This window comes from Kordiimonas sp. UBA4487 (assembly GCF_002389025.1).
Lineage (GTDB): Bacteria > Pseudomonadota > Alphaproteobacteria > Sphingomonadales > Kordiimonadaceae > Kordiimonas > Kordiimonas lacus.
The window spans coordinates 155,670-179,536 of sequence record NZ_DGNR01000004.1; the positions used below are offsets into that span (position 1 = coordinate 155,670).

Here is a 23,867-nt window from a genome sequence, read left to right on the forward strand (position 1 = left end):
CCGAGCAACCACGAGCCCTAAAGGCTCTGGTATCTAAAAATGGCGCGATCCACACTTTCGTAAAATTCCGCCCGACCATATGCAAGCAAAATTGCGGCATTACAATGCTTTCTGATCGTGCCCATATTGTGAGAAACCAATATGATATTGGCGTTTTCGCGCTTCTCTGAAATGGCCTTTTCGCACTTTTTCCGGAACCCTTCATCCCCCACTGACATGATCTCGTCAATCAGATAGGTGTCGAAGTCGAAAGCCATCGAAACGGCGAAAGAATATTTTGACCGCATGCCGCTTGAATAGCTGTTCACCGGCAATTCGTACATATCACCCAGTTCGCAGAATTCCTTTACGAACTCTTCAATTTCATGGGTGCCGCGCACACCGTGGATCCGGCAGATAAAGCGAACATTTTCCCGCCCCGTCATATTGCCCTGGAACCCGCTGGACAGCGCCAGCGGCCAGGAAATGAACCGGTCGGACTTGATGCGGCCCGCCGACGGGAAGTCAATGCCGCCGATCAGGCGCATCAGGGTTGATTTCCCCGCGCCGTTCACGCCCAGCATGGCCACGTCGCGATCATCCGGAATATCGATATTCAGATTCTTCAGCGCATATTTCGGGCCGAAACGCGTGGGATAATATTTGGACACATTTTCCAGCTGGATCATTGCGCCAGTATCCTCTGCCACGAAAGCCGATAGCTGGACATAGCCAGCGCCATGGCCCCGATGGTCCACAGGAACAGGTAGAAACCGTCGGCAACCGGGCTGACATAAACAGGGAACCAGGCTTCGCGGATCAGTTCCATCGCATGCACCAGTGGGTTCCAGGCCAATATTGTCCGGTAGGGTTCCGGGACCATCGTCATCGGGAAAAACACCGCGGATATGAACAGGAGCGGCATCTGGATCATGGAGATCACCTTTTCGATCTCGCGAGCGAACTGGGACGCCACGCAGGCCAGAATGCCCACCGATGACGCGAACAGCCACAAAACCGCGCACCAGGCCAGAAGCAACAGCGGATCGCGCGGTGTCGCGTCAAACCCGAACCAATAGAGCGCAAGCCCCATGAGCAGACCCACAACCAGAAACAGACAGCCCTGCAGAAAGCTGTGGGCCATGAAGACATCGAACAGCCTGACCTGCCGGAAACCCATCAGTCCCCGGGCGCCGGAAACGGCCCCCATATTCTGCCGCATGGTCAGTTGCCACAGGATTTTAAAAGGCAGGAAGGCCGCGAACACGAAAATCGGGGGCGCCACATAGCCAAACTCGCCACGCCCCCTGAGGCCGAACAGCACGATGAACATCACGATCATCAGGAGCGGCTCAAGCACCAGCCAGACATTACCAAATGTGTAGGAGCTGAACTTCGCGTTCATCTCCCGCACAAAAATGGCAAAGATAACATCCTTCTGGATGGAAAATGCGGAACGGGCCCTCATGCGCCGGCTCTATCTCCTGTCGAGCGCCTGATGGTGGCAACTGCCGCCTAGGCGTCCTCGTGTTTGTAGATCCCCGCGTAACGCCCTTCGCTGTCTACTGCAACAAGGAACTTCACCTCGTCGCCGCGCATCATGCTTTCCGCTTCGTCCACGATCACATCCTTGCGGATCACCGAGAACTCCTTGCTCATGCACTGGTGCGCGGACACTTCGCGAACCCGGCGGGTAACCCTGAGGGCCACGCCAAGCTGACCCTTGGTGACAACCCCGATCGGCTTGCGGTCTTCGTCAACCACAACAGCCACACCGGCCGCACCGCCGGCCATTTCGGCCGCCAGTTCCAGAAGCACCATGTTGGGCGTTACCACAGGCACGCTGGTTGTCAGCATCAGGTCAGACACTTTCATCAGCAGGCGACGGCCAAGCGACCCACCCGGATGATAGCGCGCGAAATCGCGGGCATGGAAGTTACGAAGCGTCATCAGCGAAATGGCGAGCGCGTCGCCCATCGCCATAGTTACAACGATCGACGTGGTGGGCACCAGATTGTTGGGGCACACTTCTTCCGCGATCGGGATTTCCAGAACCACATCGGACGCACGCCCGAGAGTTGAGGATTTCGCGCCTGTGATGGCGATGATCTTGTTGCCGAATGACTTCAGGGATGGCAGCAGTTGCACGATCTCCTGTGTTTCACCGGAATAGGAAATCAGCAGAAGCGTATCACCCGGCGTCACCATGCCAAGGTCGCCGTGCGATGCCTCGGCCGGGTGCAGGAAGAAAGACGGCGTGCCGGTGGATGCCAGCGTTGCCGAAATCTTGCGTGCCACGTGGCCCGATTTGCCCATACCTATGACGATCAGGTGCCCACGGGTCTGAAGCGCGATACGGATCGCTTCAGCATAGGCATCATGGTCATAGGTTTGGGAAAGTCGTTCCAGCGCCTGCCCCTGTTTGAGGAAGCTACCGCCAATGTTTTCCAGAGTATCAGTAAGGTCGGCCTTCACGCTGTTCGGAAGGTCTAGGATATTCTCGCGAGCTGTTTGCTCGTCCGCCGTGCTTTTCATAAAATATCCCCAAAGCTACGTCGTTGTTATTATGTGAACTACTGTACCAAGCCCCTGAACTAAAGACCTAAATGTGGCAATTTTGGTGCAAACAAGTTCGCATTCATAAAAAATCGCGGCAAGCTAGCACATGCGCTAACGCTTCTCAACAAACCCGTAACATTTGAAGCATGCCCCCGCAGGCCTTTGCATGTCGCCCTTCATATACTCAAAACTGCCGGCCGGTTCGGCCCAGGTTTTCAGCATCATACATGAATTTACGCCAACAAACGGATTATCCTTCGTTAAAGTATCTTCATGATTAGTCTGCCTTTTTCCGTTCGTCAAATTTGTTAACAAATTATTATCTGATTTCCAGAGCCGTCAGAACAGAAAAACACAGGCATCCGATAGCGGGCCAAACATGAACCCTTGGTTAATAGACGCCGCACCTGCCGCCCAACCGCACCTCTAAAGCGAATTATTTCGCCTAAAAAGCATTTGAATGCCATAAGGGCATTTGCTAGGTCACAATTCTGTTTCCCATCAGAAACCCAGAATTGGCCATAAACTGAGCGCAGGGATCAGGGCGCACGAGCAGGCGGAACACACCATGAAAAATGGCATACCGGCCACTGATACCGACCACCCGGCATCCATGGCAGACATGGCGCTAGAAGGCCGGTCCATCCTGTTCCTGCAGGGCCTGGCCACTCCGTTTTTCGAAACACTTGCATGCAAGCTCGCGCGCGCTGGCGCGTCTGTTCACCGGGCGCATTTCTGCGGCGGGGACTGGGCTTTCCGCGGCGGGACGGTGGCAGGTGTCAGCCACCATGCTTACGGTGACACACTGGACAGCCTGCCGGATTGGTATGAAGCCCTGATCACCGAACACGGCATCGACACCATTATTCTTTTGGGTGATTGCAGGCCTATACATGCCCCCGCCCGGCAGATCGCAGCAGATCGCGGGCTTACGCTGTACGCATTTGACGAGGGCTATATCCGCCCGGGCTTCGTGACTATGGAAGCGGGCGGCACCAACGGCTACTCGCACATGCCAAAAGATGCAGACGTGATATCGAAGCTGGCGGCGGATGGCCCCAGGCAGGAGGCCAGCACCCCGATCAAGACCAACATGGGCCGCCGCGCGCGTATGGATATCCTGGCCCATGGCGCCAACATCATTTACCGCAGTCGCTTCCCGCATTTTCAAAGCCACCGACCCGCCTCCATCTGGCAGGAAGCGGGCGGCTGGATCAAACGCGGGGCGCGGTCGGTCATGCACGGCAGCGCCAACAAGGCCACCATCGCCCATATTGAGGCCGCACAGGTGCCCTATTTCCTGGTGCCCCTGCAGCTGAACAGCGATTACCAGATCCGCATTCATTCCCGCTTTGACGGCATGCCTGCCTTCATTGACGAGATCATGCAGTCCTTCGCTGCCAACGCACCTGGTGAGTGCCATCTGTTTTTCAAGAACCATCCGCTGGATAACGGTATCATCGACTACCGCAGCATCATTGCGAAGAAGGCGGCAGCGCTCGGCATCACGGGCCGGGTCTCCTTTGCGGCGGGTGGGGACCTGGACCGTATCATCACGAATGCTCGCGGCGTAGTGCTGGTGAACAGCACAGTGGGCTTTGCCACACTTCGGCTCACACGCCCGCTGAAGGCTCTCGGCACTGCTGTCTATGACATCGAAGGCCTCACAGACGCACAACCGCTGGATGCCTTCTGGCAAAATCCCCAACCGCCCCAACAAAGGCTTGCGGAGGAATTCCTGACCGTTGTAGAGACATATACGCAAGTCAGGGGGGATTTTTTCTCGGAAGCCGGCATTGAACGCGCAAGCCATGAAGCTGCCCGCGTGATCGCCGGGGCCCTGCCCCGCCTGCCAACTGCCTGACAGGCCTTGGGCCTTCAGGCATACTCAAACAACGGATAACCGGCGCCTTTGGATATGTTCCTGATACCCGCAGTCCTCGTGCTTCTGCCCTTCCTTCTGGAAGCGATGGTAACCATTGGATTCACGCGGCCAACCGTCCGGCGCCACTGGCTGTTTTATGTGCTGACACCTGTGGTTTCCGTGCTGGTCTATCTCAGCTGGGCGGCGCTTCTGGGCCATCCTTATATCGCCCTCGGCTTCTGGTTCCTGGTCTATGGCGGCTTTACCATTGTCTCGAATGTGAAAAACAAAGTGCTGGGGGAACCCCTCAATGCCCCGGACCTGGAGACCGTGCGCCACCTGTTCATCTATCCGGAATTCTATGTCGCCTATGTGGGTGGCGGGCGGCTGATGCTGGTGGTTGCCACCTTCCTGATCGGCCTGGCCGCAGGGCTTGTGTTTGAAACATCCTTCGCCAGCCAGCAAAGCCTGCTGCCCGCGCCTGTGGCGTGGGTGTTGGGGCTCATGGTGTGGATCTTGTTCCTGTGGTTCCTGGCCCATGCCACAGCAAGCTTCCTGACGCAAGACAGCGCCCGCAAGCTGGGCATGCAATTTGATACCAACACGGACACAGCTCGCTTCGGCCTGTTCCCGCTGATGCCGCTTTATGCCGTTCTGTTGATGGACAAGGCCGAGAACCCAGCCCTGCAGCAGCAGCGCCCTGCCCTGAAGGCGCCCGAGGTGAAGCCCGACCTGATCGCGATCCAGGCGGAAAGCTATTTTGATATCGACCGGCTCTACCGCAAGCTTGATGGCCACCATAACCATGTCTGGCAGCCGCTTGCGACGCTGCGGGACAAGGGCGTGGCAGCTGGCACGCTGGAGGTCCCGGCCTGGGGTGCCTCAACCATGCAAAGCGAATTTGCATTCCTGTCTGGTACCCGGAATGAAGACCTGGGCATTGACTGCATCAACCCCTACCAGCGCGCGGCCCACTCGGGCCTGGAAACGCTGGCCACCCGGCTGAAGGCTCAGGGCTACCGCACGCTGTGCATCCACCCGGCCAAGAAAGAATTCTTCCGCCGCAACACGGTGATCCCCAAACTGGGTTTCGATGACTTCATCGGCCTTGAGGCCTTTGAGGACGCCGAGCGTTTCGGCCTCTATGTCAGCGACAAGGCGCTTGGCGACGTGATCGAGCAGACGATTGCGGACCATAAAGCCAAATCCGACCAGCCGCTGTTTGTGTTTGTCATCTCGATCGAAAGCCACGGGCCATGGCAGCCCGGACGGCTGGAGGGCTGGATCGATGAGGCAGAAGCGCAAGCAGCGGACCCAACAAAGGATCGTTCCTTCGCGCTCTACCGCCAGCATATGGACCATCTGCTCGAATTGTTTGACCGGCTTGGGCCTGCGGCAAAAGACACGCTCGACCGCCCGCGCGCCATGGCCTTCTACGGCGACCACCTGCCCGCTTTCCACGAGCTGTTCAGCGCAAACGGCATAGACGGCAAGGCGGTTGATTATCTGCTCTGGTCAAGCGAGGCCCCACTCAAAGGCGAAGACGGCAAGCGGGTGGAAAACCTGGGCGATGACATGCTCAAAGCCGCAGGCTTCAGGGAAGCCCCTTCATCAGGCGAATGATCGCCGCCCGCGCGCGCTGCGCTTCGGGCATATTCACCAGCGGCCAGCAATGGAACATGCCGGGCTCCTGATGGTAGCTCATGGCCTGGCCGGCTTCCGTCAGCCGGTCGGCAAATCGTTTGCAGTCGGGCATCAATATGTCCCGCGTGCCGATAAAGATATGACAGGGCGGTAGGCCCTCTATGGGGCCAAGCCCGGGGCTCACACGCGGGTCTGAAATGGGCACTTTGTTCGCATACATGCGCCCCGCTTCCTGCAGCCCACCAATCGACAGCCAGGGGTCATCCGCGTCCAGAAGCTCAATCTCAGCGCGGTCCAACGCCACATCCAGCCAGGGTGAAATCAGGAACAGGTTTTCGGGCACACGGGCACCATCGGCCACCAGTTTTTGCACCAACGCAAGGCCAAGCCCGCCACCGGCGCTGTCGCCCATCAGATGAACAGGCTGGTCGCCCGCGCGAGCTTCGAACACCTTCCAGGCGGCCTCGGCATAGCCAAGGGCTGCCTCCATGTCATGCTCGGGCGCCAGCGGGTAGATGGGCACCATGATGGTCGCGTTTGCCCGATGGGCGAAGTCGGCGATGAAAGACCAATGCGGCGGAATGATCTCGAACACATAGGCGCCGCCATGCAGGTAGAAGACATGATGATCGGGTTTCTTGCCCTTCGGGCTTACCACATAGGTGGGAAAGCCGCCGATCTCCATCTCTTCGACATCAAGCTTCTGGTGGATTTTGGGGCCGGGGCGATAGTCAACGCTGGCGCGCCGCTTCTTGATGGTCTCACGGATGGTCGGGCCGTCCTTCAGGTCCCCCTTCCGGTCCAATAGCTTCAAAATCAACACGAACAAACGCGACTTCAAACTGGCCATGTATCCTCCCCACAGGCTGTGTCCACGACACTATGGCGCGAAAAGGGTGAAAGCAAGGTTAAGACTACGGTTGTCGCTGAAGGATTCGGTTCATTATCCGGCTTGCTGGCGAGGGCAGTATCTTTTCATCCTGCCTCAGATAATCGAACTGCCCACTTGGGCAATGACCTACTTTTGATGCTCTTTCAAACCAAGTGGAGACCAGACGGTATAACTCGGTTCTAATTTCATCACTGGAATATGCTGCCCCGGTTTCATAATCATAGTCTTCATTTTCATAGGCATATCGCGCTTCAACGTCAGCGACCTCTTGGATGAGTGCTTTCAATTCTTGACCAGAGCAGTCAACACCCTGATCCCAGATGAACCTTGCCCACGCTAGGTGGTTCGGCTCAAAAACCGGCCAATCGGAATAAGCTGGATCTTCCGCAGTATTGAGTATCTTTTGCAGAAGCATAGCGGCTTCCATTTCGTTTTGAGGCTGCCGAATGAAGGGATGAGTCTTGCGTTTTGAAAAGAAGTGCTTAGTGCCGCCAACCGCAACAATAAGTAACAGGATGCCGACCAAAAATGCTATTAACCCAACAGGAATTGCGAGAACATAGAGCCAAATCCCCCATCCCCAGAGGGCAGTGAGATACATGGCTATTGCCACCGCCACGTAAAAACCAATCTTGCCAATCAAGCGCACGATTAATCCTCTGCTGTGGTTGTCTGCATTTCAACCGCGATGTCTGCCGTCGTGTCAGAAGTCAACGGATCAGCCCCGAAGCTGTTGCGGCCTTCGGTGCCGGCAAGCGCGGCGAAACAGCCGAAATACAGAAGCGAAAGCGCGCTGGCCCAGAAATCCGGGTCCAGCCACTGGCCCAGAAACGGCACCAGCATAAGCACCGCCGGCAGGAAGGATGGCAGCAGCCACAGGCCCGAGAGGTTCATGTCATGCAGGCGGCGCACCTGCAGGCCCAGCGACGCAAAGATGAACAGATAGTGATAGGCATAAAGCAGTAGCACACCAAGCCGCGAGGGCTGGTTATACACCACCGCCACCAGCGCCAGATAGCCCCACAGGGCCACCATGAGAAATCCGATGAATTCATGGCGCGGGGCCCGGCCGGTGAAATCGAAGACATGGCTGAGCGTATAGCCAATGGTGCGACGCGGTGCCTTCGGTTGTAGTTGTGGCTGTGGATGTGGCTGTGGCTGCGGGGCTGGCTCTGGCCGGTCTTCGACCTCAGGTACCATAGCAGACGCCGGAACCGCCGCTTCGGTCATGCCTTCGGGCGCCGGGGCGGCATCATCTTCTGGCTCGCCTGCGGGCCCGTCTGGCTCCAGCGGTGACGGCCCGTATTCGTTCCTGCCATCGGTTGACGCCACGCACATCAGCCCCAGAAACAGCAGCCAGACAAAGGCCTGTATCAGCCCACCGATGATCCCGGCGGCAACGAAGGCCATCATCCACATGCCGGAGATCGAGGTATCCTGCAGGCGGCGGAAGGACACAGCCAGCAGCGGCAGCGCATAAACGGCGACCACCACCATGGCGATTTTGACCGCCCAGGGCGGCCCCACCTTCATAAGCGGCAACAGCACCAGATACGCCAGAAGCACGGCGGTCAGCTGGCTCCACCAATATTCCGATCGGCTGGACCGTCCGGTGAAATCCAGCGCCCGCCTGAACACTGCCTTGTTGGCCTGCAGAATATTCACGTCATCTCCCCATAAAAAAGGCCGGGAACATCCCAGCCTTTTCCTCCGACTTTTTCAAGCTGTCTTAAGAAAAGACTTCGCCTACGTCCGTGCCTAATGGGTCACTGCCGAAACGGTTGTCGCCTTCGTCGCCCTTCTTGGTGAACCAGAAGACCATGAAGAAGATGCCCACAATGGGTACCAGGAAAACCAGATACCACCAGCCCGACATATTGATGTCATGCAGCCGGCGCACAGAAATGGCAATTGTCGGCAGGAACAGGATCAACAGGACGATCCAGCCCATGATACCGCTTTCCACATTCCCCATAGCCACGTCGATGAAGCTGGCCGCCATAAAGGCCAGAATATAGAACAGGAAAAACCACCAGTATTCCGACCGCGAAGCACGCCCGGAAAAAGTCGCGTATTTCTTGAATGCCGTTGCGACAGCACTACCAAAACCCATAAGTTTTCTCCCCCAAGTTGAGATTGGAATTCGACGGTAGCGACCGTGTATGACTTACGTCAATAACAAAAAGGCCGGGACATGCCCGGCCTTCTCTCTGATTATCTATGAAACGGTGGTTAGCGCTGGCCGTTACCGTTGGCATTGAGGTAGCCGTTTTCTTCGAGGTACGCGATGATCACATCGGCGCACTCTTCGGCGCTCATCTTGTCTGTGTTGACATGGATGTCGGCGCGCTCAGGGGCTTCATAAGGGCTATCGTAGCCCGTGAAGTTCTTGATCTCGCCCGCCTTGGCTTTCTTGTAGAGGCCCTTGGGGTCACGCTCGGCGCATACCTCAATCGGCGTATCCACATAGACTTCAATGAATTCACCCTCGTCCATCAGGTCATGCACCATGCGGCGCTCTGCCCGGAACGGGGAGATGAAGCTGGTCATCACCACAAGGCCTGCGTCGACCATCAGCTTGGCCACCTCGCCCACACGGCGAATGTTCTCCACCCGGTCGGCATCGGTGAAGCCCAGATCCTGATTGAGGCCGTGGCGTACGTTGTCGCCGTCCAGCGTGTATGTATGGCGGCCACGCGCGAACAGGCGTTTCTCAACGATATTCGCAATGGTGGACTTGCCGGAACCCGACAGGCCGGTGAACCACAGCACCGCGGGGCGCTGGTGTTTCATGTCGGCGCGCGCGATCTTATCCACGTCCAAAGCCTGCCAGTGGATGTTCGACGCACGGCGAAGCGCGAAATCGATCATGCCCACACCGACAGTCGAATTGGTGATGCGGTCGATGATAATGAAGGCACCGGTTTCACGGTTATTCGAGTATGGGTCGAACGCGATACGGCTATCGAGCGCAATGTTACAGATGCCGATCTCATTCAGCTCAAGCTGCTTGGCGGCCGTATGCTCCATGGTGTTCACATTCACCTTGTGCTTCAGGTCCGTCACCAGGCCGGGGACTGTCTTGTTCGCCGTCTTGAACAGGTACGGGCGACCGGGCAGCATGTGCTCTTCCGCCATCCAGATGATCTTGGCTTCGAACTGGTCGGCCACTTCACAGGGGTGGTCCTTGCCTGCAATCACATCGCCGCGACTGATGTCAATCTCGTCATTAAGCGTCAGCGTAACCGCTTCGCCCGCAACGGCTTCGTCAAGGTCCCCGTCATAAGTTACGATGGACTTGACCGTGCTTTCAACCGCGCTTGGCAGAACCTTGATCGGATCGCCCGGGCGGATGGTGCCGCTAGCGATGGTGCCCGAGAAACCGCGAAAGTCCAGGTTCGGGCGGTTAACCCACTGAACCGGCAGGCGGAAGTCCGCTGCCTGGCGGGCATCACCCACTTGAACGGTTTCCAGATAATGCAACAGCGACGGGCCGTCATACCAGGGGGTGTTCTCGGATTTTGCGAGAATATTGTCGCCCTTGAGAGCGCTCAGCGGGATCGAGACGATCTCGCTAAAACCGAAGTCCTTGGCGAACTCGCGGTACTCGACTTCAATGTCATTGAGGACCTTCTGGCTATAGTCCACCAGATCCATCTTGTTGACCGCCAGCACGATGCGCTTGATGCCCAGAAGCGAGCAGATGAAGCTGTGACGGCGGGTTTGTGTCAGAACACCTTTGCGCGCATCGATCAGCAGGATCGCGACATCGGCAGTGGACGCACCAGTGGCCATGTTGCGGGTATATTGCTCGTGCCCCGGCGTGTCGGCCACAATGAACTTGCGCTTGTCGGTTGAGAAAAAGCGGTAGGCCACATCAATGGTGATGCCTTGCTCGCGCTCAGCCGCCAGGCCGTCAACGAGCAGGGCAAAGTCAATCTCCTGCCCTTGCGTGCCCATCTTCTTGCTGTCGGCCTCAAGCGCGTTCAACTGGTCTTCAAAGATCAGCTTGCTATCGTACAGCAGGCGCCCGATCAGCGTCGATTTACCGTCGTCCACGCTGCCGCAAGTGATGAAGCGCAGCATGGATTTTTCTTCCTGGGCCTTCAGGTAGGCCGAGATATCTTCAGCAATGAGGTCAGACTGGTGCGACATTAGAAATATCCCTCTTGCTTTTTCTTCTCCATGGAGGCTGCGCTATCGTGGTCGATCACACGGCCCTGACGCTCTGAACTTGTGGTCAGCAGCATTTCCTGGATCACTTCTTCAAGCGTGTCGGCCGTCGATTCCACGGCGCCGGTCAGCGGGTAGCAGCCCAGTGTGCGGAAGCGCACTGATTTCATCATTGGCTCTTCGCCGTCCTTGAGCGGGAAACGCTCGTCGTCCACCATAAACAGCTGGCCGTCGCGTTCCACGACCGGGCGTTTCTTCGACAGATACAGCCCCGGGATCGGGATACCCTCCAGGTGGATATATTGCCAGATATCAAGCTCGGTCCAGTTGCTGAGCGGGAACACGCGGATGCTCTCGCCCTTGTTCTTGCGGGCGTTATAGATGCTCCACAGCTCAGGGCGTTGGTTCTTCGGGTCCCACCGGTGCTGGGCAGAGCGGAAGGAGAATACGCGTTCCTTCGCACGGGACTTTTCCTCATCCCGGCGCGCGCCACCAAAGGCTGCGTCGAAGCCGTATTTATCCAGCGCCGCCTTCAGCGCCTGGGTTTTCATAACGTCGGTATGAACCTGGCTGCCGTGGGTGAAGGGGCCGATGCCCTCTTTGACGCCGTCTTCATTGATATGAACGATCAGGTCGAGGCCCAGGTCTTTGGTCAGATTATCGCGAAATTCGATCATCTCGCGGAACTTCCAGGTGGTATCCACATGCATGACCGGAAACGGTGGCTTGGAAGGATGGAACGCCTTCATCGCCAGATGCAGCATGACTGCACTGTCCTTGCCGACAGAGTAAAGCATCACCGGGTTTTCCGCCTCGGCGGCGACTTCGCGCATGATGTGGATGCTCTCGGCTTCCAGTCGTTTCAGATGGGTAAGTGTTTTTGTCATCAAAAATCCACCAACAGATTGCTTTGAGCCCTTAAACTTCAAGGCTTTTAAAGATGGTGCGGGTGTAGCGCAAGCACAAGCACCAAAGAAAACGAATTTTTCTTTTTTAAGGGGCTAGCGGGCCTATTTTGGAAATATTTTCCAAAATATAACCAGAAAACTTTTCCGAAGGCCTTGCCTGACCCCGCCAATGTGCGTCGATTATCTAAGAAGCGCTTCCGCGATATACATGGCCTTGCGCGCCAGCTTCGAAACCGATGCCACCGGGCCACCCGAAATCACGCTGCTGCCGCGCTCCATCGCCGCGATATCCGCCACCAACGCTTCCGGACCATAGCTTTTACCGCCCGGCCACTGGACATAGCGCGCATAAACACACAGAAGGGCGTATACAAGCCCGTCAAGCGGCAGGTCACGCCCCCGACGTTCACCGAGACGGGCGCCCAACTGATCGGTTGTCAGCCCCCATCCGGCATAGAAGGGCATGCCGTAGGTCGTTACCTTGATGCCGCGAAGGATCGCCTCAAAACCGGTCAGGCTTGTCATGGTATGCACGCAGTCAACGGCCTCCAGGCAATCAATGATGTCCGCATCCACCACCACTTCACTGGTACAGCGGTCAAGCACATCCTTCGGCACAGCGCCTTCACGGTTGCCCGACACCACATCCGGGTGCGGCTTATAGATGATATAGGCGTCGCTGTTCGACTGATGCACAGCTTCCAGCAGCTCTGCGTTGGTCTTTATTTCGGGCGATCCAAGCTTGATCGAGGCATCTGCTTCCACCTGCCCGGGCACCAGGATCACCGGCTTGCCGCCCGCCTTGGCGCGAAAATCAAGGGAGCCCGACGTGCCCACATTATATTTGGACACCCGCGCGCCCAACACCGCTTTCCGAAGCGCCTTGCCCCGCGCCAGGTCATGCCGGTCAAATTCATGTTTCTTCAGGAAAGTCTCAAGGTCACTTGGGCCACGGCCATCATAATAAATGCCCGACCGGTCCAGCACCAGCGATGACGGGCGGCGGAGGTCACTGCCCAGCCCCACAGACCTGAGGAACCCGTCTTCCATGCGCCACACCGGGATATGCCCCGGCACAGCTTCGGCTTCCTTGTCGTGCTTACGGCCCCACAGGACGACAATATCGCCGTCCTGATAGTCATATCCGTCCAGCGCCTGCGGCTTGACAAAGACAGTATTTTTTTCGCCAAGACCAACGAATTCCGGAATAAAGCCGCGCTTCCACAAGGAAAAGCCCACCGCCAGCGCGCGCTTGCCTCGTGGCCGTGTCATCTGGCGTTCGGCCGTCAGGATATCCAGAATGCGTTCAAGCTCGCACGATTCACCCGTATAGGGGTCCACATAGCGGCTATAGACGATGAAAGCGGCAGCGAACAGTTCCTCAAGGCTGCGGTTGGCGATACGCGCCTCACACAGTTGTCGGTCGTGCGTCAGCCCCCAGCCCGCGTAAAACGGCAGGCCGAAGCAGGTGACCTTCTTGCCCGCGATCAGGCCCTCAAGTCCCATCTGGCTGGTTACCACATACACGTGGTCCACCCGCTCCATCAGGGCCTGGGGAGCCACATCGTCGGCAATGAACATCACGCGTTCATGCGTGCGCTCCAGGTCGAAATGGCCCTTCTTGGTGCCTGCCAGCACGTCTGGGTGCACCTTCACCAACACCAGCGACGTGGGATTTTCCTCAAGCGCGGTCTGCATCATTTCCATGAACATGCCGTCATTGGCCATGCCGTACTGGATGGATTGGTCAGCGAACGTCTGGTCTACAACCAGAACCTTGGGCCCCTTGAAAGCATTCAGCTTTTCCCGGAGGTCAGGCGAGATATCAAAGGGTGCATGGTTATATTTCGACAGCCGCCAGCGCCGGATACGTGCCATGGCGTCACGCGACCGCGCCAGCAGATCATCGGTAATCCAGTCATCCCGGTTCAACAGGCCTTCAAGGTCGCTTGGGGTGTGCGCGTCATAATAGATGCCGCTTTTGTCCACCACCAGCGACAGGCGTCGCCCATCCGATGACGGGTGGCTGAGATAGCCCAGGAATCCGTCTTCAAGACGCCAATATTCGAGATTACGGCGCTTGGCATAGGCCCTTGCCTTCTCGGTATTTTCCTTCTGGCCCCAGCCCACGACCACATCACCGTCGCGCGCGCCCGACAGGCCCTTTCTGACCTCGCGCCCCAACAGCGCAGCCATCAACGCGTCACCGGCGATGCCGCTGGACGACGTAAGGGCACGTGGCGCCTGAACCTTGTCTGTGGTGTCCTCGGTCATCCGCCAATCCCCATCATGGCGCGCACAGCGGCCAGGTCTTTTTCCGTGTCCACACCCGCAGGCGGTGCATCGGCCACTTCGGCCACCACGATTTTCATGCCGTGATAAAGGGCCCGCAGCTGCTCCAGCGCTTCAAGCTCTTCAAGCGGCGCGGGCGGCAAAAGTGTCAGCTGCCTGAGAGTCCCTGCCCGGTAGGCATAAATGCCGATATGGCGCTGGTAGGCGAAGCGCTGTAGATCAGGCCGCTCGGCACCGCGTTCATGGGGAATGGCACTGCGGGAAAAATAACAGGCACTGCCTGCCTTGTCTGTCACCACCTTCACCACATTGGGGTTCACAAGGTCATCCATACTGGCAATGGCGTGACTGGCGGTCGCCAGCGCCGCGTCAGGGCTGCCTGCCAGGAGGTCCGCTACGGCGCGAACCAGCGCGGGGGGCATCATCGGCTCATCGCCCTGGACATTCACGATGATCTCATCGTCATGGCAGCCCAGGATATCCACCACTTCTGCGATCCGGTCCGTGCCTGACGCATGATCCAGCGCCGTCATCACAGCCTGCGCGCCAAAACCGCGCGCCACATCAAACACCCGCGCGTCATCGGTGGCCACCACCACGTCATCTGCGCCGCACGTGCCACAGCGCTCCCACACATGCTGAATCATCGGCTTGCCGCAAATGTCAGCAAGCGGCTTGCCTGGCAGGCGGCTTGAGGCATAGCGCGCAGGGATCACTATCTTGAAGGTCATGCCCTAGTCCTCCTCGGGCATGACATAATAATCAGCGAAACGAATACCGTTCAGCGCTGCCAGATAGTCGCACAGCTCGCGCACGGCACCATAGCCGCCACGGCGGTCGGTCACATGGTGCGCGGCCTCAAGCACTTCCGGGACTGCGTTTGGCGGGGCCACGGCAAAGCGCACAGACCGCATCACCTTCAGGTCGATCAGGTCATCGCCCATGAAGGCAACCTGACTGAAATTGCATCCGACCTCGTCGCAGATATCCTTTAGGGCAGCCACCTTGTCCTTGCATTTGAAGCGGCGATGAAAAATGCCCAGGTCATCGAGACGTCGTTCAAGCGGCGCACTGCCTCGCCCTGAAATCACGGCCACATCGAAGCCCGAGCGCATCAGAAGCTTGATGCCAAGGCCGTCTTGCACATTGAAGGCTTTCAGTTCCTCGCCCTCGGCGGAATAGAAGATGGTGCCGTCTGTCAGCACGCCGTCCACATCCAAAACCAAAAGCCGGATATCCATTGCCGTCTACTCCGTTACCAGTGCAGGAAAGCTTTTCGCCAAATCATCAACGGCCTTCATCTGCGCCAGATAGGGCTCCAGTTTATCGAGCGGCAGAGCGCAGGGTCCATCGCATAGCGCTTCGTCCGGGTTCGGGTGCGCTTCGATAAACAGGCCCGCGATCCCGAGGGCCATGCCCGCCCGCGCCAGCGCTGCTGCCTGGGCACGCCGGCCGCCTGCGCTGTCTGTACGGCCACCAGGGCGCTGCAGCGCGTGGGTGGCATCAAACACCACAGGCGCATAATCCTTCATCACATCCATGCCCAGCATATCCACGATCAGGTTATTATAGCCAAAGCAGCTGCCCCGTTCACACAGCATGACCTTGTCGTTGCCGCTTTCCTTGAATTTCTTGATGATGTGACGCATTTCCTCGGGCGCCAGAAACTGCGGCTTTTTCACATTGATCACCGCCCCGGTTTCGGCCATGGCAGTTACCAGATCGGTCTGGCGCGCGAGAAAAGCCGGCAGCTGGATCACGTCCGCCACGTCGGCGGCCGGCGCGGCCTGGTGAGGCTCATGCACATCAGTGATCACCGGTACGTCAAATTTGGATTTGATATCCGCCAGAAGCTGCAAGCCGTCGTCAAGGCCCGGCCCCCGGAAAGAATGCACACTGGAGCGGTTCGCCTTGTCGAAGGAGGCCTTGAAAACATAAGGAATGCCAAGCTTTTTCGTGACTTTCACAAAGGCTTCTGCCACTTCAAATGCCAGATCCCTGCTTTCAAGAACATTCATGCCGCCAAACAGAACGAATGGCGCGTCATTGGCGACCGTTATATCCCGCCCGAGTGAGATAGATCGAGCCATAGCTTCCCCCGATAATTGTCTTATAGTGCCATGGCTAGCGCGGGCGGCACGAAAGCGCAAGACTGCAGTGACACCCGCGACCGAAAAGACCTTTTATTTGAGCAGTGACAGGATCGCCTGCGGCCGCTGGTTGGCAATAGGAAGCGTCTGGACACCCAGTGCCTGCTTCACCTGCAGCGCCTGAAGGTTGGCTGTCTCCTTCTCCAGGCTGGGCTCTACCAGGTTGCCGACACCGGCATCGATGGTATCGGAAAGTTTGGTGATGAAGCTTTGCTGGGCGCTGATGCTTTCGCCGCCGCCCTCAAATACCGCCTGAGCCTTCGACACGTTGGCGCGAGAGGCCACAATGGCTTCTAGGGCATCCGCGGCGGCAGTTACTGTTTCCAGCCCCTGATCTGGCTTCAGCGTCACTTTTTCCCCACCAAGCGCCAAATCTTGTGGCGGAATCTCTACTGCCCGACGGCCGTTGGCGCTCGTGAGCGCTGTAATCGCCTGGCCACCCCGCTTGACCGCATTGACGCCTTCAAAGTCAGCGTCGCGGATTACGTCATTGATCAGGTCGCGTTCTGTGGCGAAGGCTTCATTGAGAGCGGCACGCGCACTTTTATCAAGATCAGGATCAAGCCCGCGCTCAGCCTTTTCCTGGAGCTGCGACAGCAGATCAGCCACCTTGCCTGCTGCAATCGACGCCACTTCAAGGGCCGACGCCGCATGCCCGAGAGACGCGCGAACACTTTCAAGCCCGGTCGCATCGCCCTTCAGATGGTCCGCAACCGAAACAGCGCCATCATCAGCCCGGCGATCATCAGACTGTTTGGATTTGGCCTGCTCTTCGGCCAGATCACGGCCAGGTTGTTTCTTGTTCTGCAGAACTGCGAAAGCACCTGCATTTGGATCCACGGTGAAAACCATGTAACGCACCCTTCTGGTTTAACTATGCCGGCATCCCCATGCCAGCGTCTTCAATCTCAAAGCCCGGTTGCATTATATCATGACCGGGCCGTCTTTGGTCACTGGAAAAGTGTCAGCACGGCACTCGGCGAATTATTGGCGATGGACAGGGCCTGCAAGCCAAGCTGCTGTTTTACTTGCAGTGCCTGCAAGGTGGCTGACTCTTTCGCAAGGTCTGCATCCACCAGATTCCCGATTCCCACTTCAATGGTGTCAGAGAGTTTGCCGACAAATTCGCGCTGTATCTCCAGCCTTGTGGAGCCCGCCCCAAAGGCAGACAGAGCAGACGTAACGTTGGACGCCGATGCGGAAATTGTTGTCACCGCCGTTGACGCCAGCGCCGCGCTTGAGATTTCCTGCGTCGCCGAAAGCGTCACATTGGCCCCGCCCAGCGTCAGGTCCTGGGCCCCAATGGTAATGGTGTTTGTACCGCTGTCGTTGGTGATGGCCACAATATCTGTGCCGCTGCCATCCACGGCGTTGGCGCCATTGAATTCAGCGTTTTCCACGATGCTGGTGATCTGATCCCGAAGTTCGACAAACTCGTCATTGAGCGCATCGCGGCTGGCGCTGTCTATGCCGGTATCCTTGGCGGACACCGCCTTTTCCTTCAGTTCTGTCAGCAAGTCAGAGACAGCTTCACCGGCCGCAATTGCAACATCAAGTGTGGAAATGGCCCGGTCCAGCGACCCCTTGACGGCGTTCAGGCCGGCAATATCCCCACGCAGGTTTTGCGCGATGGCATATGTCGCAGCACTATCCTTGGCGCTTTCCACCTTAAGGCCGGTGTTGATGCGCCGCTGAGTCGTTTCCAGTTGACTGTTCGTTTGATTAAGACTTTGAAGCGCGAGAAAGGCACCCGCGTTCGTATTTACGGAAAAAGCCATTTTGCCTTCTCCACCATGTTTTCAGACACAGTCGGCGTCGTTTTGACGTCTTAAACCGTTCCGGCACGGCACGCCCTTCAAGCGATGCGCCTGTGATTTCTTCTGAAATTTATCCGGTCACCCACGCGTATGATAGCACATGCCTGCGTTTGCGCCAAGTATATGGCCCAATACAGGGAATGTGGCCACTGGTTCAGTCAGCGCGATTCCTTAAAGGGTCAGGGCGGCGACTAATGTGCTTGATGGACAGATCAAGCTCAACCTGGATCGGCTTTTCAGCCACAGCAGCAATCATCAGATTATGCTCCGGGTTGAAATCGAAATAGATGAAGGCTTCAGCTAGCCCTTTTGGTGTTGGCGTCGCAAGCTTTGGCGGGCGCGCTGTCAGGTCGATTTTCAAGTTTCTGAGGTAGGGCATCAGCTTGCCATCTTCCATTTTAACGAAGGCCTCGCGGATCGACCAAAGCGTGAAAAACATCAACCGCCCAATTTCATCCGACATGGCAGACAAGAGCATCCAGTCTTCTTCCGGGAAGCGGCGCTCTGCCACGCGGCGCCAGTCTACGCTTGGGTCCAGTTGCTGGATATCAATGCCCACTGGGCAGGTTTCGGACACCATAACCGCAGCGATGCCTTCCTCGGCTGCCCCGGTGTGTGATACTGAAAAATAAGGTGGTTCGTCTTCGGCAAAGCCATCAATGGAAATGCGTCCTGCCCCCTCCTGCATAAGAGGTACGGCACCTGGCAGCAATCCCATATAAGACCCAAGGGCCGTGCGCAGCATGCGGCGGGCTGTCACAAATGCCGGGCGCGCGCCTTCATGCATACCCGCAAGGCGCTCATGTTCGTTCGCAGACAGGATATCCTGCCCTGCAAGGGACGGGTCTGCCTCCCGCACCATCAGCCTGACGGTCTCAAAACTATTTTCAGTCTGTCCTGCCATAAGCGGCGGCGCCATTCCCCGGTTGCACCCAGCGCCATCTAAGCGCAAAGCCTGGTCCACTGCAATTCCAAAACTGAACAAAACAAAAGCCCCCCGGCCATGGCCGAGGGGCTGAACTCTACGACCACCTGATCCGTTATAGATCGAAGTGGTCTGTTGTTAGGTCTGCGAGCGTGACACCCACGATAAAGAGAGAATAGGACCCGCCAAGCGAGATCAACACGCCTGCCTCGCCGTTCAACGTGCTTTCGTCAGCCTCGCCCTTAAGTTCGGCAAGAGTTTCAAAGTCACCATCGCCATCACCGACCCTGGTATCAGATGCAGCCAGAATGCCGGTAAGATCAATGACGTCAGACGTCAGATCAAAGTCCTTGATCACATCCAATGCGTTGGTCTGGTCGGTAAAGACGAACCGGTCAGCGCCGCCGCTCCCGAAGAGCGTATCATCCCCGGCACCACCTTCAATGGTATCGTCACCATCGCCGCCACGGATGCTGTCGGCACCCGCGCCACCGGAAATAGTGTCATCGCCAGCACCGCCATAGAGCGTATCGGCAGATGCCCCGCCCTGAACGGTGTCAGCACCGTCGCCGCCGAACATCACATCGCTGCCGTTACCGCCAACGATAATATCGTCGCCTGTGCCGGAGAAGATAACGTCATCGCCGTCGCCACCGTCGATTGTGTCGTCAGCGTTGCTGCTGCCTTTACCGCCATAGATGGTGTCATCGCCGCCCAGGCCCTGAATGTCGTCACAGCCCGTACCGCCACCAAGTGCGTCCTTGCCGCCTGCGCCGTAAATCTTATCGTTGCCGTCACCGGCCCAGATATCATTGCGTTGGTCGGTACTGTTGTTGCTCACTTCGCCAACATCCACGACGCTGTCGTCATCGCCGCCACGGTCGTCCCACGCTCCGCCTACCAGCGTATCGTTTCCAGTACCACCGAACAGAATGTCGCGACCGTCACCGGATGAGGTATCGGCACCACCGAACGGATCGGCATCTGCACCACCCCCGATTATCAGGTCGTCATTGGAGCCACCACCGATGATGTCGTTGCCGTCGTCACCGCGAACACTATCGTCGCCGTCACCGCCAGCAAAGACAGAGTCATTGCCAGCACCGCCAGAGATCACATCATCGCCGTCACCGCCAGTGATGTAATCACCGCCGCCACCTGCCGAGATGGTGTCGTTACCGCCGTTACCCTTGATGTTATCGAACAAGTTGCCACCAGCCATGACGTCATCGCCAGCGCCACCTTCCAGCAGACCGCCATCGCTATCCGCGGAGAAATCCACATCGGAGATCACACGCAGGTTCACGTCAAGCTCAATGGTGTCATCTGCGTTCGACGCACTGGCCAGCACAAGGGTCACAGTCTCGTCAAGGTTAGCTGCTTCATTGGCCAGTGAACTGTCGGCCCTGAAGGATACCGTATCGACGATACTATCGCCGCCCACAGCGTCCGTGAAGGTCAGGCGACCATAATCGGTTTCGACCTGTGTGCCAGGATTCACCACTGTGCCGTCTACTGAAATGATATCCCAGTCATTGTCGCTATAGTCTGACAGCGGGTTCGCTGCATTCGGATCCCAGCGCAGAACATGGTCTGCGAAGGTATCTGTGTTGGAATCACCTGCCTCTGCAAACAGATCCAGATCAGCCAACAGATCCTGACACGCACTGGCGCTAAGTGTCGCGTTGTCGAACTGCAGTGTTTCAACGCCGCTGATGGTATCGACGCCGTCCACGCTGACGACATAGTCGCCCGCCGCAGTGGTGATGTCGCTTGCCTCATCGATCGCACCATCGAAGGTAACAACGTCTGTGCCGCCGCCGCCATTGATGCTGTCGTTGCCGGCACCGCCATCGAGCTTGTCGTTACCTTTACCGCCTTGCAGCCTATCGTTACCTTCGCCGCCATCAAGCGTATCTGCATTGGTATCGAATACTGAATCACCGATCAGCAGGTCATCCCCGCAACCGCCGTACAGCTTGTCTTTGCCGTTACCACCTTCGAGCGTGTCATCGTGGTTGCCGCCAAACAGCTGGTCGTCACCATCGCCGCCCAGAATGCTGTCGTCACCACAGTTGCCATAAATCTTATCGTTGCCGCCAAGACCCTCGAAGGTTTCATCGTCTTCATCACCAGTCAGCGTATTCGCACTGGCGTTGCCGGTGAAGTCAGTGTCGGCCAATAGCGTCAGATCGAGATTGACCGTGATGTTCTCGTTGGTTGCCACGTTGGTCAGGCGCACCGTCACGGTTTGTGTCTGGTCTTCTGCTTCGTTGGCATCGCTCATGTCAGTGCTGCCTGTGAAAGTCAGGGTGTCTGCCACGCCGCTACCGCTGTCGGAAACAGAGAGTGTACCGTAGCTGAGGTTCACGTTCGAACCGTCCGATACGCTGGAACTGTTCACACGGGTAATTCTCCAATCACCGTCAGCATAGGCTGCGGTCAGTGGATCACCCACACCGACCTGGGAGGCATCCCACAACAGCACAAATTGGGCAATACCGGTATCGGCTGAGCTGTCGCCAGAGGCCGCTGACAATTCGAAGTCAAGGCCGATATTCTCATCGGCTGAAGACGACAGCGTGACATTGTTGAACCGAATGGATTCAACGCCGCTCACGGTATCGGTGCCGTCTGCCGTTGTGATGACCAACTGGTTACCACCATTCACACCAATGTCAGCGGCATCGTCGATGTCGCCATTGATGATGACAGTATCGGTGTCGGCACCACCGATGATGCTATCGTTGCCAAGGCCGCCGGTGATCTTGTCGTTGCCAGCACCACCGTCAATCACATCGTCGTCGTTACCGCCCGAAATCGTATCTGCGCCGGCATCGCCCAGGATATCGTCGGCACCGTTGCCACCGGACAGTTCATCATCGTTGGCGCCACCCTCAATGTTGTCAGCCCCGTCGCCGCCGTCGATCACATCGTCGCCGTCGTCGCCCAGAATGCTGTCATCGCCGTCGCCGCCGTCGATCTCGTCTTCGCCGCGCCCGCCACTGATTGTGTCATTACCGCCGTTTGCGGTGACCGTGTCGTCACCGTTGTTGCCAATAATACTGTCGGCACTGTCACTGCCTGTGAATGTTTCACCGTCATCGCCGCCCACCAGCGTATCGCCGCCGGGGTCAGCCACAAAGCCATCATCCGCCAACAGGGTCAGGTCCAGTGTCAGGGTAACGGTGTTGGCCGTATCCACATTGGTCATGACCACGGTAATCGCAGCATCGTTGATATCATCTGACGCATTGGACTCGTCGACATTACCCGTAAACACCAGCGTCTCACGAACACCGTCGCCGTCGGTATCAACTGCAGTCAGCGTACCAGTTGCGATGTCAACAGAATCGCCATTGGCCGAAATAGCCGTGCCGTCAACTTCTGTGATGTTCCAGTCGTTGTCGCTATAGGATTTCGCCAGCGGATTGGAAGCATCCGGGTCCCATGCGATCACATCGCCTGCCAGCGTCAGGTCAACATCCACACCGGATGTGGTTGATGCCGTTACCGTCGTGCCAATGTCGCTTGCAGTCTCCGTCAGGGTGGCGTTGTCGAAAATGACCGTCTCGACACCCGTAATGATGTCGTTGCCCTCAACCCTGATCAGGAAATCACCTTTGGAGGTGTTTACGATGTCCGTGGTGGAATCAATAGAGCCGGAGATGCGAACCACATCATTGCCGGCACCACCCACCATGGTGTCGTTGCCAAGGCCGCCGGTGATATCGTCATCGCCTGCACCGCCGTCGATTTCGTCATCGTCGTTGCCGCCATCAATAACATCATTTCCGTCGTCGCCGTCGATTTGGTCGTCACCGGCATCACCGTTCAGGATGTCAGCGTCACTACCACCAAAGATTTTATCAATGCCGTCACCGCCATTGATGGTATCGACGCCGCTGTTACCGGAGAGATTATCATTCCCGGAACCGCCTGTGATTCTGTCGTCGCCGTCACCGCCGGTAATCTGGTCGTTGTCGTTGCAGCCGAAGATGATGTCGTTGCCGGCATCGCCATCAATATGGTCGGCACCGTCGTTACCATGAAGGGTATCAACGCCCGCGCCGCCCGCGATAGTATCACCGGCGTCACCGCCCAGAATGCTGTCGTTGTCGTCGCAGCCATATAACTGGTCGGCACCAGCACCGCCTTGGATGATGTCCGCACCGCCCGCGCCCACGATAATGTCGGCGTCATCACAGCCATAGAGCTTGTCCGCGCCTGCACCGCCATCAATCTTGTCTGCGCCAGCGTTACCGTGAACCGTGTCGTCACCCGCGCCACCAAAGACCGTATCGGCACCGGCACCGCCAAGGATGCTGTCATTATCGTCACAGCCGTAGATTTCGTCGTCGTCAGCGCCGCCGTCGATCACGTCTGCGCCTGCCGCGCCGATGATGATATCGTCGCCGTCGCCACCGTCGATGATATCGTCGCCGCCATCGCCGTCGATCTTGTCGATGCCCGCGCCACCTTCAATGGTATCGTTACCCGTATCACCGATAAGTGTGTCGTCGCCTGCGAGACCCGTAATCGAGTCATCTTCAGCTGCGTTACCAACTAAGCTATCGTTGCCAGCGGTACCTGGAAAATTTGCCATCGTGTAGCCCCATAAACTGACCAAATCATATAATTACCCGCAAGCTACCAGCCCGCGA

19 protein-coding genes are annotated in these 23,867 nt (G+C 57.5%); 2 read left to right on the forward strand and 17 right to left on the reverse strand.

Annotated features, from left to right (window positions below; translation table 11 throughout):
- Window positions 1–17 precede the first annotated feature (17 nt).
- Genes B3Z17_RS04410 through B3Z17_RS04420 form a run of 3 tightly spaced genes read right to left on the reverse strand, consistent with a single transcriptional unit; the run spans window position 18 to window position 2,514 of the window.
- Window positions 18–668 carry an ABC transporter ATP-binding protein gene (locus B3Z17_RS04410; protein WP_068303709.1) on the reverse strand — a complete coding sequence of 217 codons (651 nt, stop codon included), beginning with the start codon at window positions 666–668 and terminating at the stop codon, window positions 18–20.
- Window positions 665–1,447 carry an ABC transporter permease gene (locus B3Z17_RS04415; RefSeq protein WP_068303712.1) on the reverse strand — a complete coding sequence of 261 codons (783 nt, stop codon included), beginning with the start codon at window positions 1,445–1,447 and terminating at the stop codon, window positions 665–667. Before B3Z17_RS04415 ends, B3Z17_RS04410 begins: the two co-directional genes overlap by 4 nt.
- 47 nt (window positions 1,448–1,494) lie before the next feature.
- Window positions 1,495–2,514 (reverse strand): KpsF/GutQ family sugar-phosphate isomerase, encoded by a 1,020-nt coding sequence (locus tag B3Z17_RS04420; RefSeq protein ID WP_286828711.1) that lies wholly within the window; start codon window positions 2,512–2,514, stop codon window positions 1,495–1,497.
- A gap of 592 nt (window positions 2,515–3,106) precedes the next feature.
- Here B3Z17_RS04420 and B3Z17_RS04425 point away from each other — a divergent pair.
- Both B3Z17_RS04425 and B3Z17_RS04430 read left to right on the forward strand, forming a co-directional pair.
- Window positions 3,107–4,402 (forward strand): capsule biosynthesis protein, encoded by a 1,296-nt coding sequence (locus tag B3Z17_RS04425; protein WP_068303719.1) that lies wholly within the window; start codon window positions 3,107–3,109, stop codon window positions 4,400–4,402.
- A gap of 54 nt (window positions 4,403–4,456) precedes the next feature.
- Window positions 4,457–6,025 carry an LTA synthase family protein gene (locus B3Z17_RS04430; RefSeq protein WP_286828712.1) on the forward strand — a complete coding sequence of 523 codons (1,569 nt, stop codon included), beginning with the start codon at window positions 4,457–4,459 and terminating at the stop codon, window positions 6,023–6,025.
- On the opposite strand, the gene B3Z17_RS04435 is transcribed toward B3Z17_RS04430, so the two are convergent.
- The 14 genes from B3Z17_RS04435 to B3Z17_RS04500 form a co-directional block, all read right to left on the reverse strand.
- Window positions 5,997–6,896 carry an alpha/beta hydrolase gene (locus tag B3Z17_RS04435; RefSeq protein WP_286828713.1) on the reverse strand — a complete coding sequence of 300 codons (900 nt, stop codon included), beginning with the start codon at window positions 6,894–6,896 and terminating at the stop codon, window positions 5,997–5,999. The two genes, B3Z17_RS04430 and B3Z17_RS04435, sit on opposite strands and share 29 nt — an antisense overlap.
- A 64-nt stretch (window positions 6,897–6,960) precedes the next feature.
- Window positions 6,961–7,587: a hypothetical protein gene (locus B3Z17_RS04440; RefSeq protein ID WP_286828714.1), complete on the reverse strand. Its 627-nt coding sequence runs from the start codon at window positions 7,585–7,587 to the stop codon at window positions 6,961–6,963.
- A gap of 2 nt (window positions 7,588–7,589) precedes the next feature.
- A complete protein-coding gene (locus B3Z17_RS04445) occupies window positions 7,590–8,603 on the reverse strand; it encodes a DUF805 domain-containing protein (protein WP_286828715.1) in 1,014 nt (337 codons plus the stop codon).
- 64 nt (window positions 8,604–8,667) lie between these two features.
- Window positions 8,668–9,051 carry a DUF805 domain-containing protein gene (locus B3Z17_RS04450; protein ID WP_286828716.1) on the reverse strand — a complete coding sequence of 128 codons (384 nt, stop codon included), beginning with the start codon at window positions 9,049–9,051 and terminating at the stop codon, window positions 8,668–8,670.
- 119 nt (window positions 9,052–9,170) lie between these two features.
- Complete coding sequence (gene cysN / locus B3Z17_RS04455) at window positions 9,171–11,093, reverse strand: sulfate adenylyltransferase subunit CysN (RefSeq protein WP_068303737.1); 1,923 nt, start codon at window positions 11,091–11,093, stop codon at window positions 9,171–9,173.
- Window positions 11,093–11,998: a sulfate adenylyltransferase subunit CysD gene (gene cysD / locus B3Z17_RS04460; protein ID WP_068303740.1), complete on the reverse strand. Its 906-nt coding sequence runs from the start codon at window positions 11,996–11,998 to the stop codon at window positions 11,093–11,095. Before cysD ends, cysN begins: the two co-directional genes overlap by 1 nt.
- Window positions 11,999–12,199: 201 nt before the next feature.
- The gene (locus B3Z17_RS04465) at window positions 12,200–14,293 is read right to left on the reverse strand and encodes a capsular polysaccharide biosynthesis protein (protein WP_286828717.1); all 2,094 of its coding nucleotides are present in this window, start codon (window positions 14,291–14,293) and stop codon (window positions 12,200–12,202) included.
- A complete protein-coding gene (kdsB, locus tag B3Z17_RS04470) occupies window positions 14,290–15,042 on the reverse strand; it encodes a 3-deoxy-manno-octulosonate cytidylyltransferase (protein WP_068303746.1) in 753 nt (250 codons plus the stop codon). The genes B3Z17_RS04465 and kdsB overlap by 4 nt, the downstream gene beginning before the upstream one ends.
- A gap of 3 nt (window positions 15,043–15,045) precedes the next feature.
- A complete protein-coding gene (locus tag B3Z17_RS04475; RefSeq protein ID WP_286828718.1) occupies window positions 15,046–15,552 on the reverse strand; it encodes a KdsC family phosphatase in 507 nt (168 codons plus the stop codon).
- A gap of 6 nt (window positions 15,553–15,558) precedes the next feature.
- Window positions 15,559–16,401 carry a 3-deoxy-8-phosphooctulonate synthase gene (gene kdsA / locus B3Z17_RS04480; protein WP_286828719.1) on the reverse strand — a complete coding sequence of 281 codons (843 nt, stop codon included), beginning with the start codon at window positions 16,399–16,401 and terminating at the stop codon, window positions 15,559–15,561.
- Between the two features lie 93 nt (window positions 16,402–16,494).
- The gene (locus B3Z17_RS04485) at window positions 16,495–17,313 is read right to left on the reverse strand and encodes a flagellin (protein WP_286828720.1); all 819 of its coding nucleotides are present in this window, start codon (window positions 17,311–17,313) and stop codon (window positions 16,495–16,497) included.
- A 98-nt stretch (window positions 17,314–17,411) separates the two neighbouring features.
- Window positions 17,412–18,239 carry a flagellin gene (locus B3Z17_RS04490; protein WP_286828721.1) on the reverse strand — a complete coding sequence of 276 codons (828 nt, stop codon included), beginning with the start codon at window positions 18,237–18,239 and terminating at the stop codon, window positions 17,412–17,414.
- Between the two features lie 193 nt (window positions 18,240–18,432).
- Window positions 18,433–19,182, reverse strand: a complete 750-nt coding sequence (locus tag B3Z17_RS04495) for a 4'-phosphopantetheinyl transferase family protein (protein ID WP_286828722.1) — start codon at window positions 19,180–19,182, stop codon at window positions 18,433–18,435.
- Between the two features lie 136 nt (window positions 19,183–19,318).
- On the reverse strand, window positions 19,319–23,809 hold the full coding sequence (locus B3Z17_RS04500; RefSeq protein ID WP_286828723.1) for a beta strand repeat-containing protein: 4,491 nt from the start codon (window positions 23,807–23,809) through the stop codon (window positions 19,319–19,321).
- Between the last annotated feature and the right edge of the window lie 58 nt (window positions 23,810–23,867).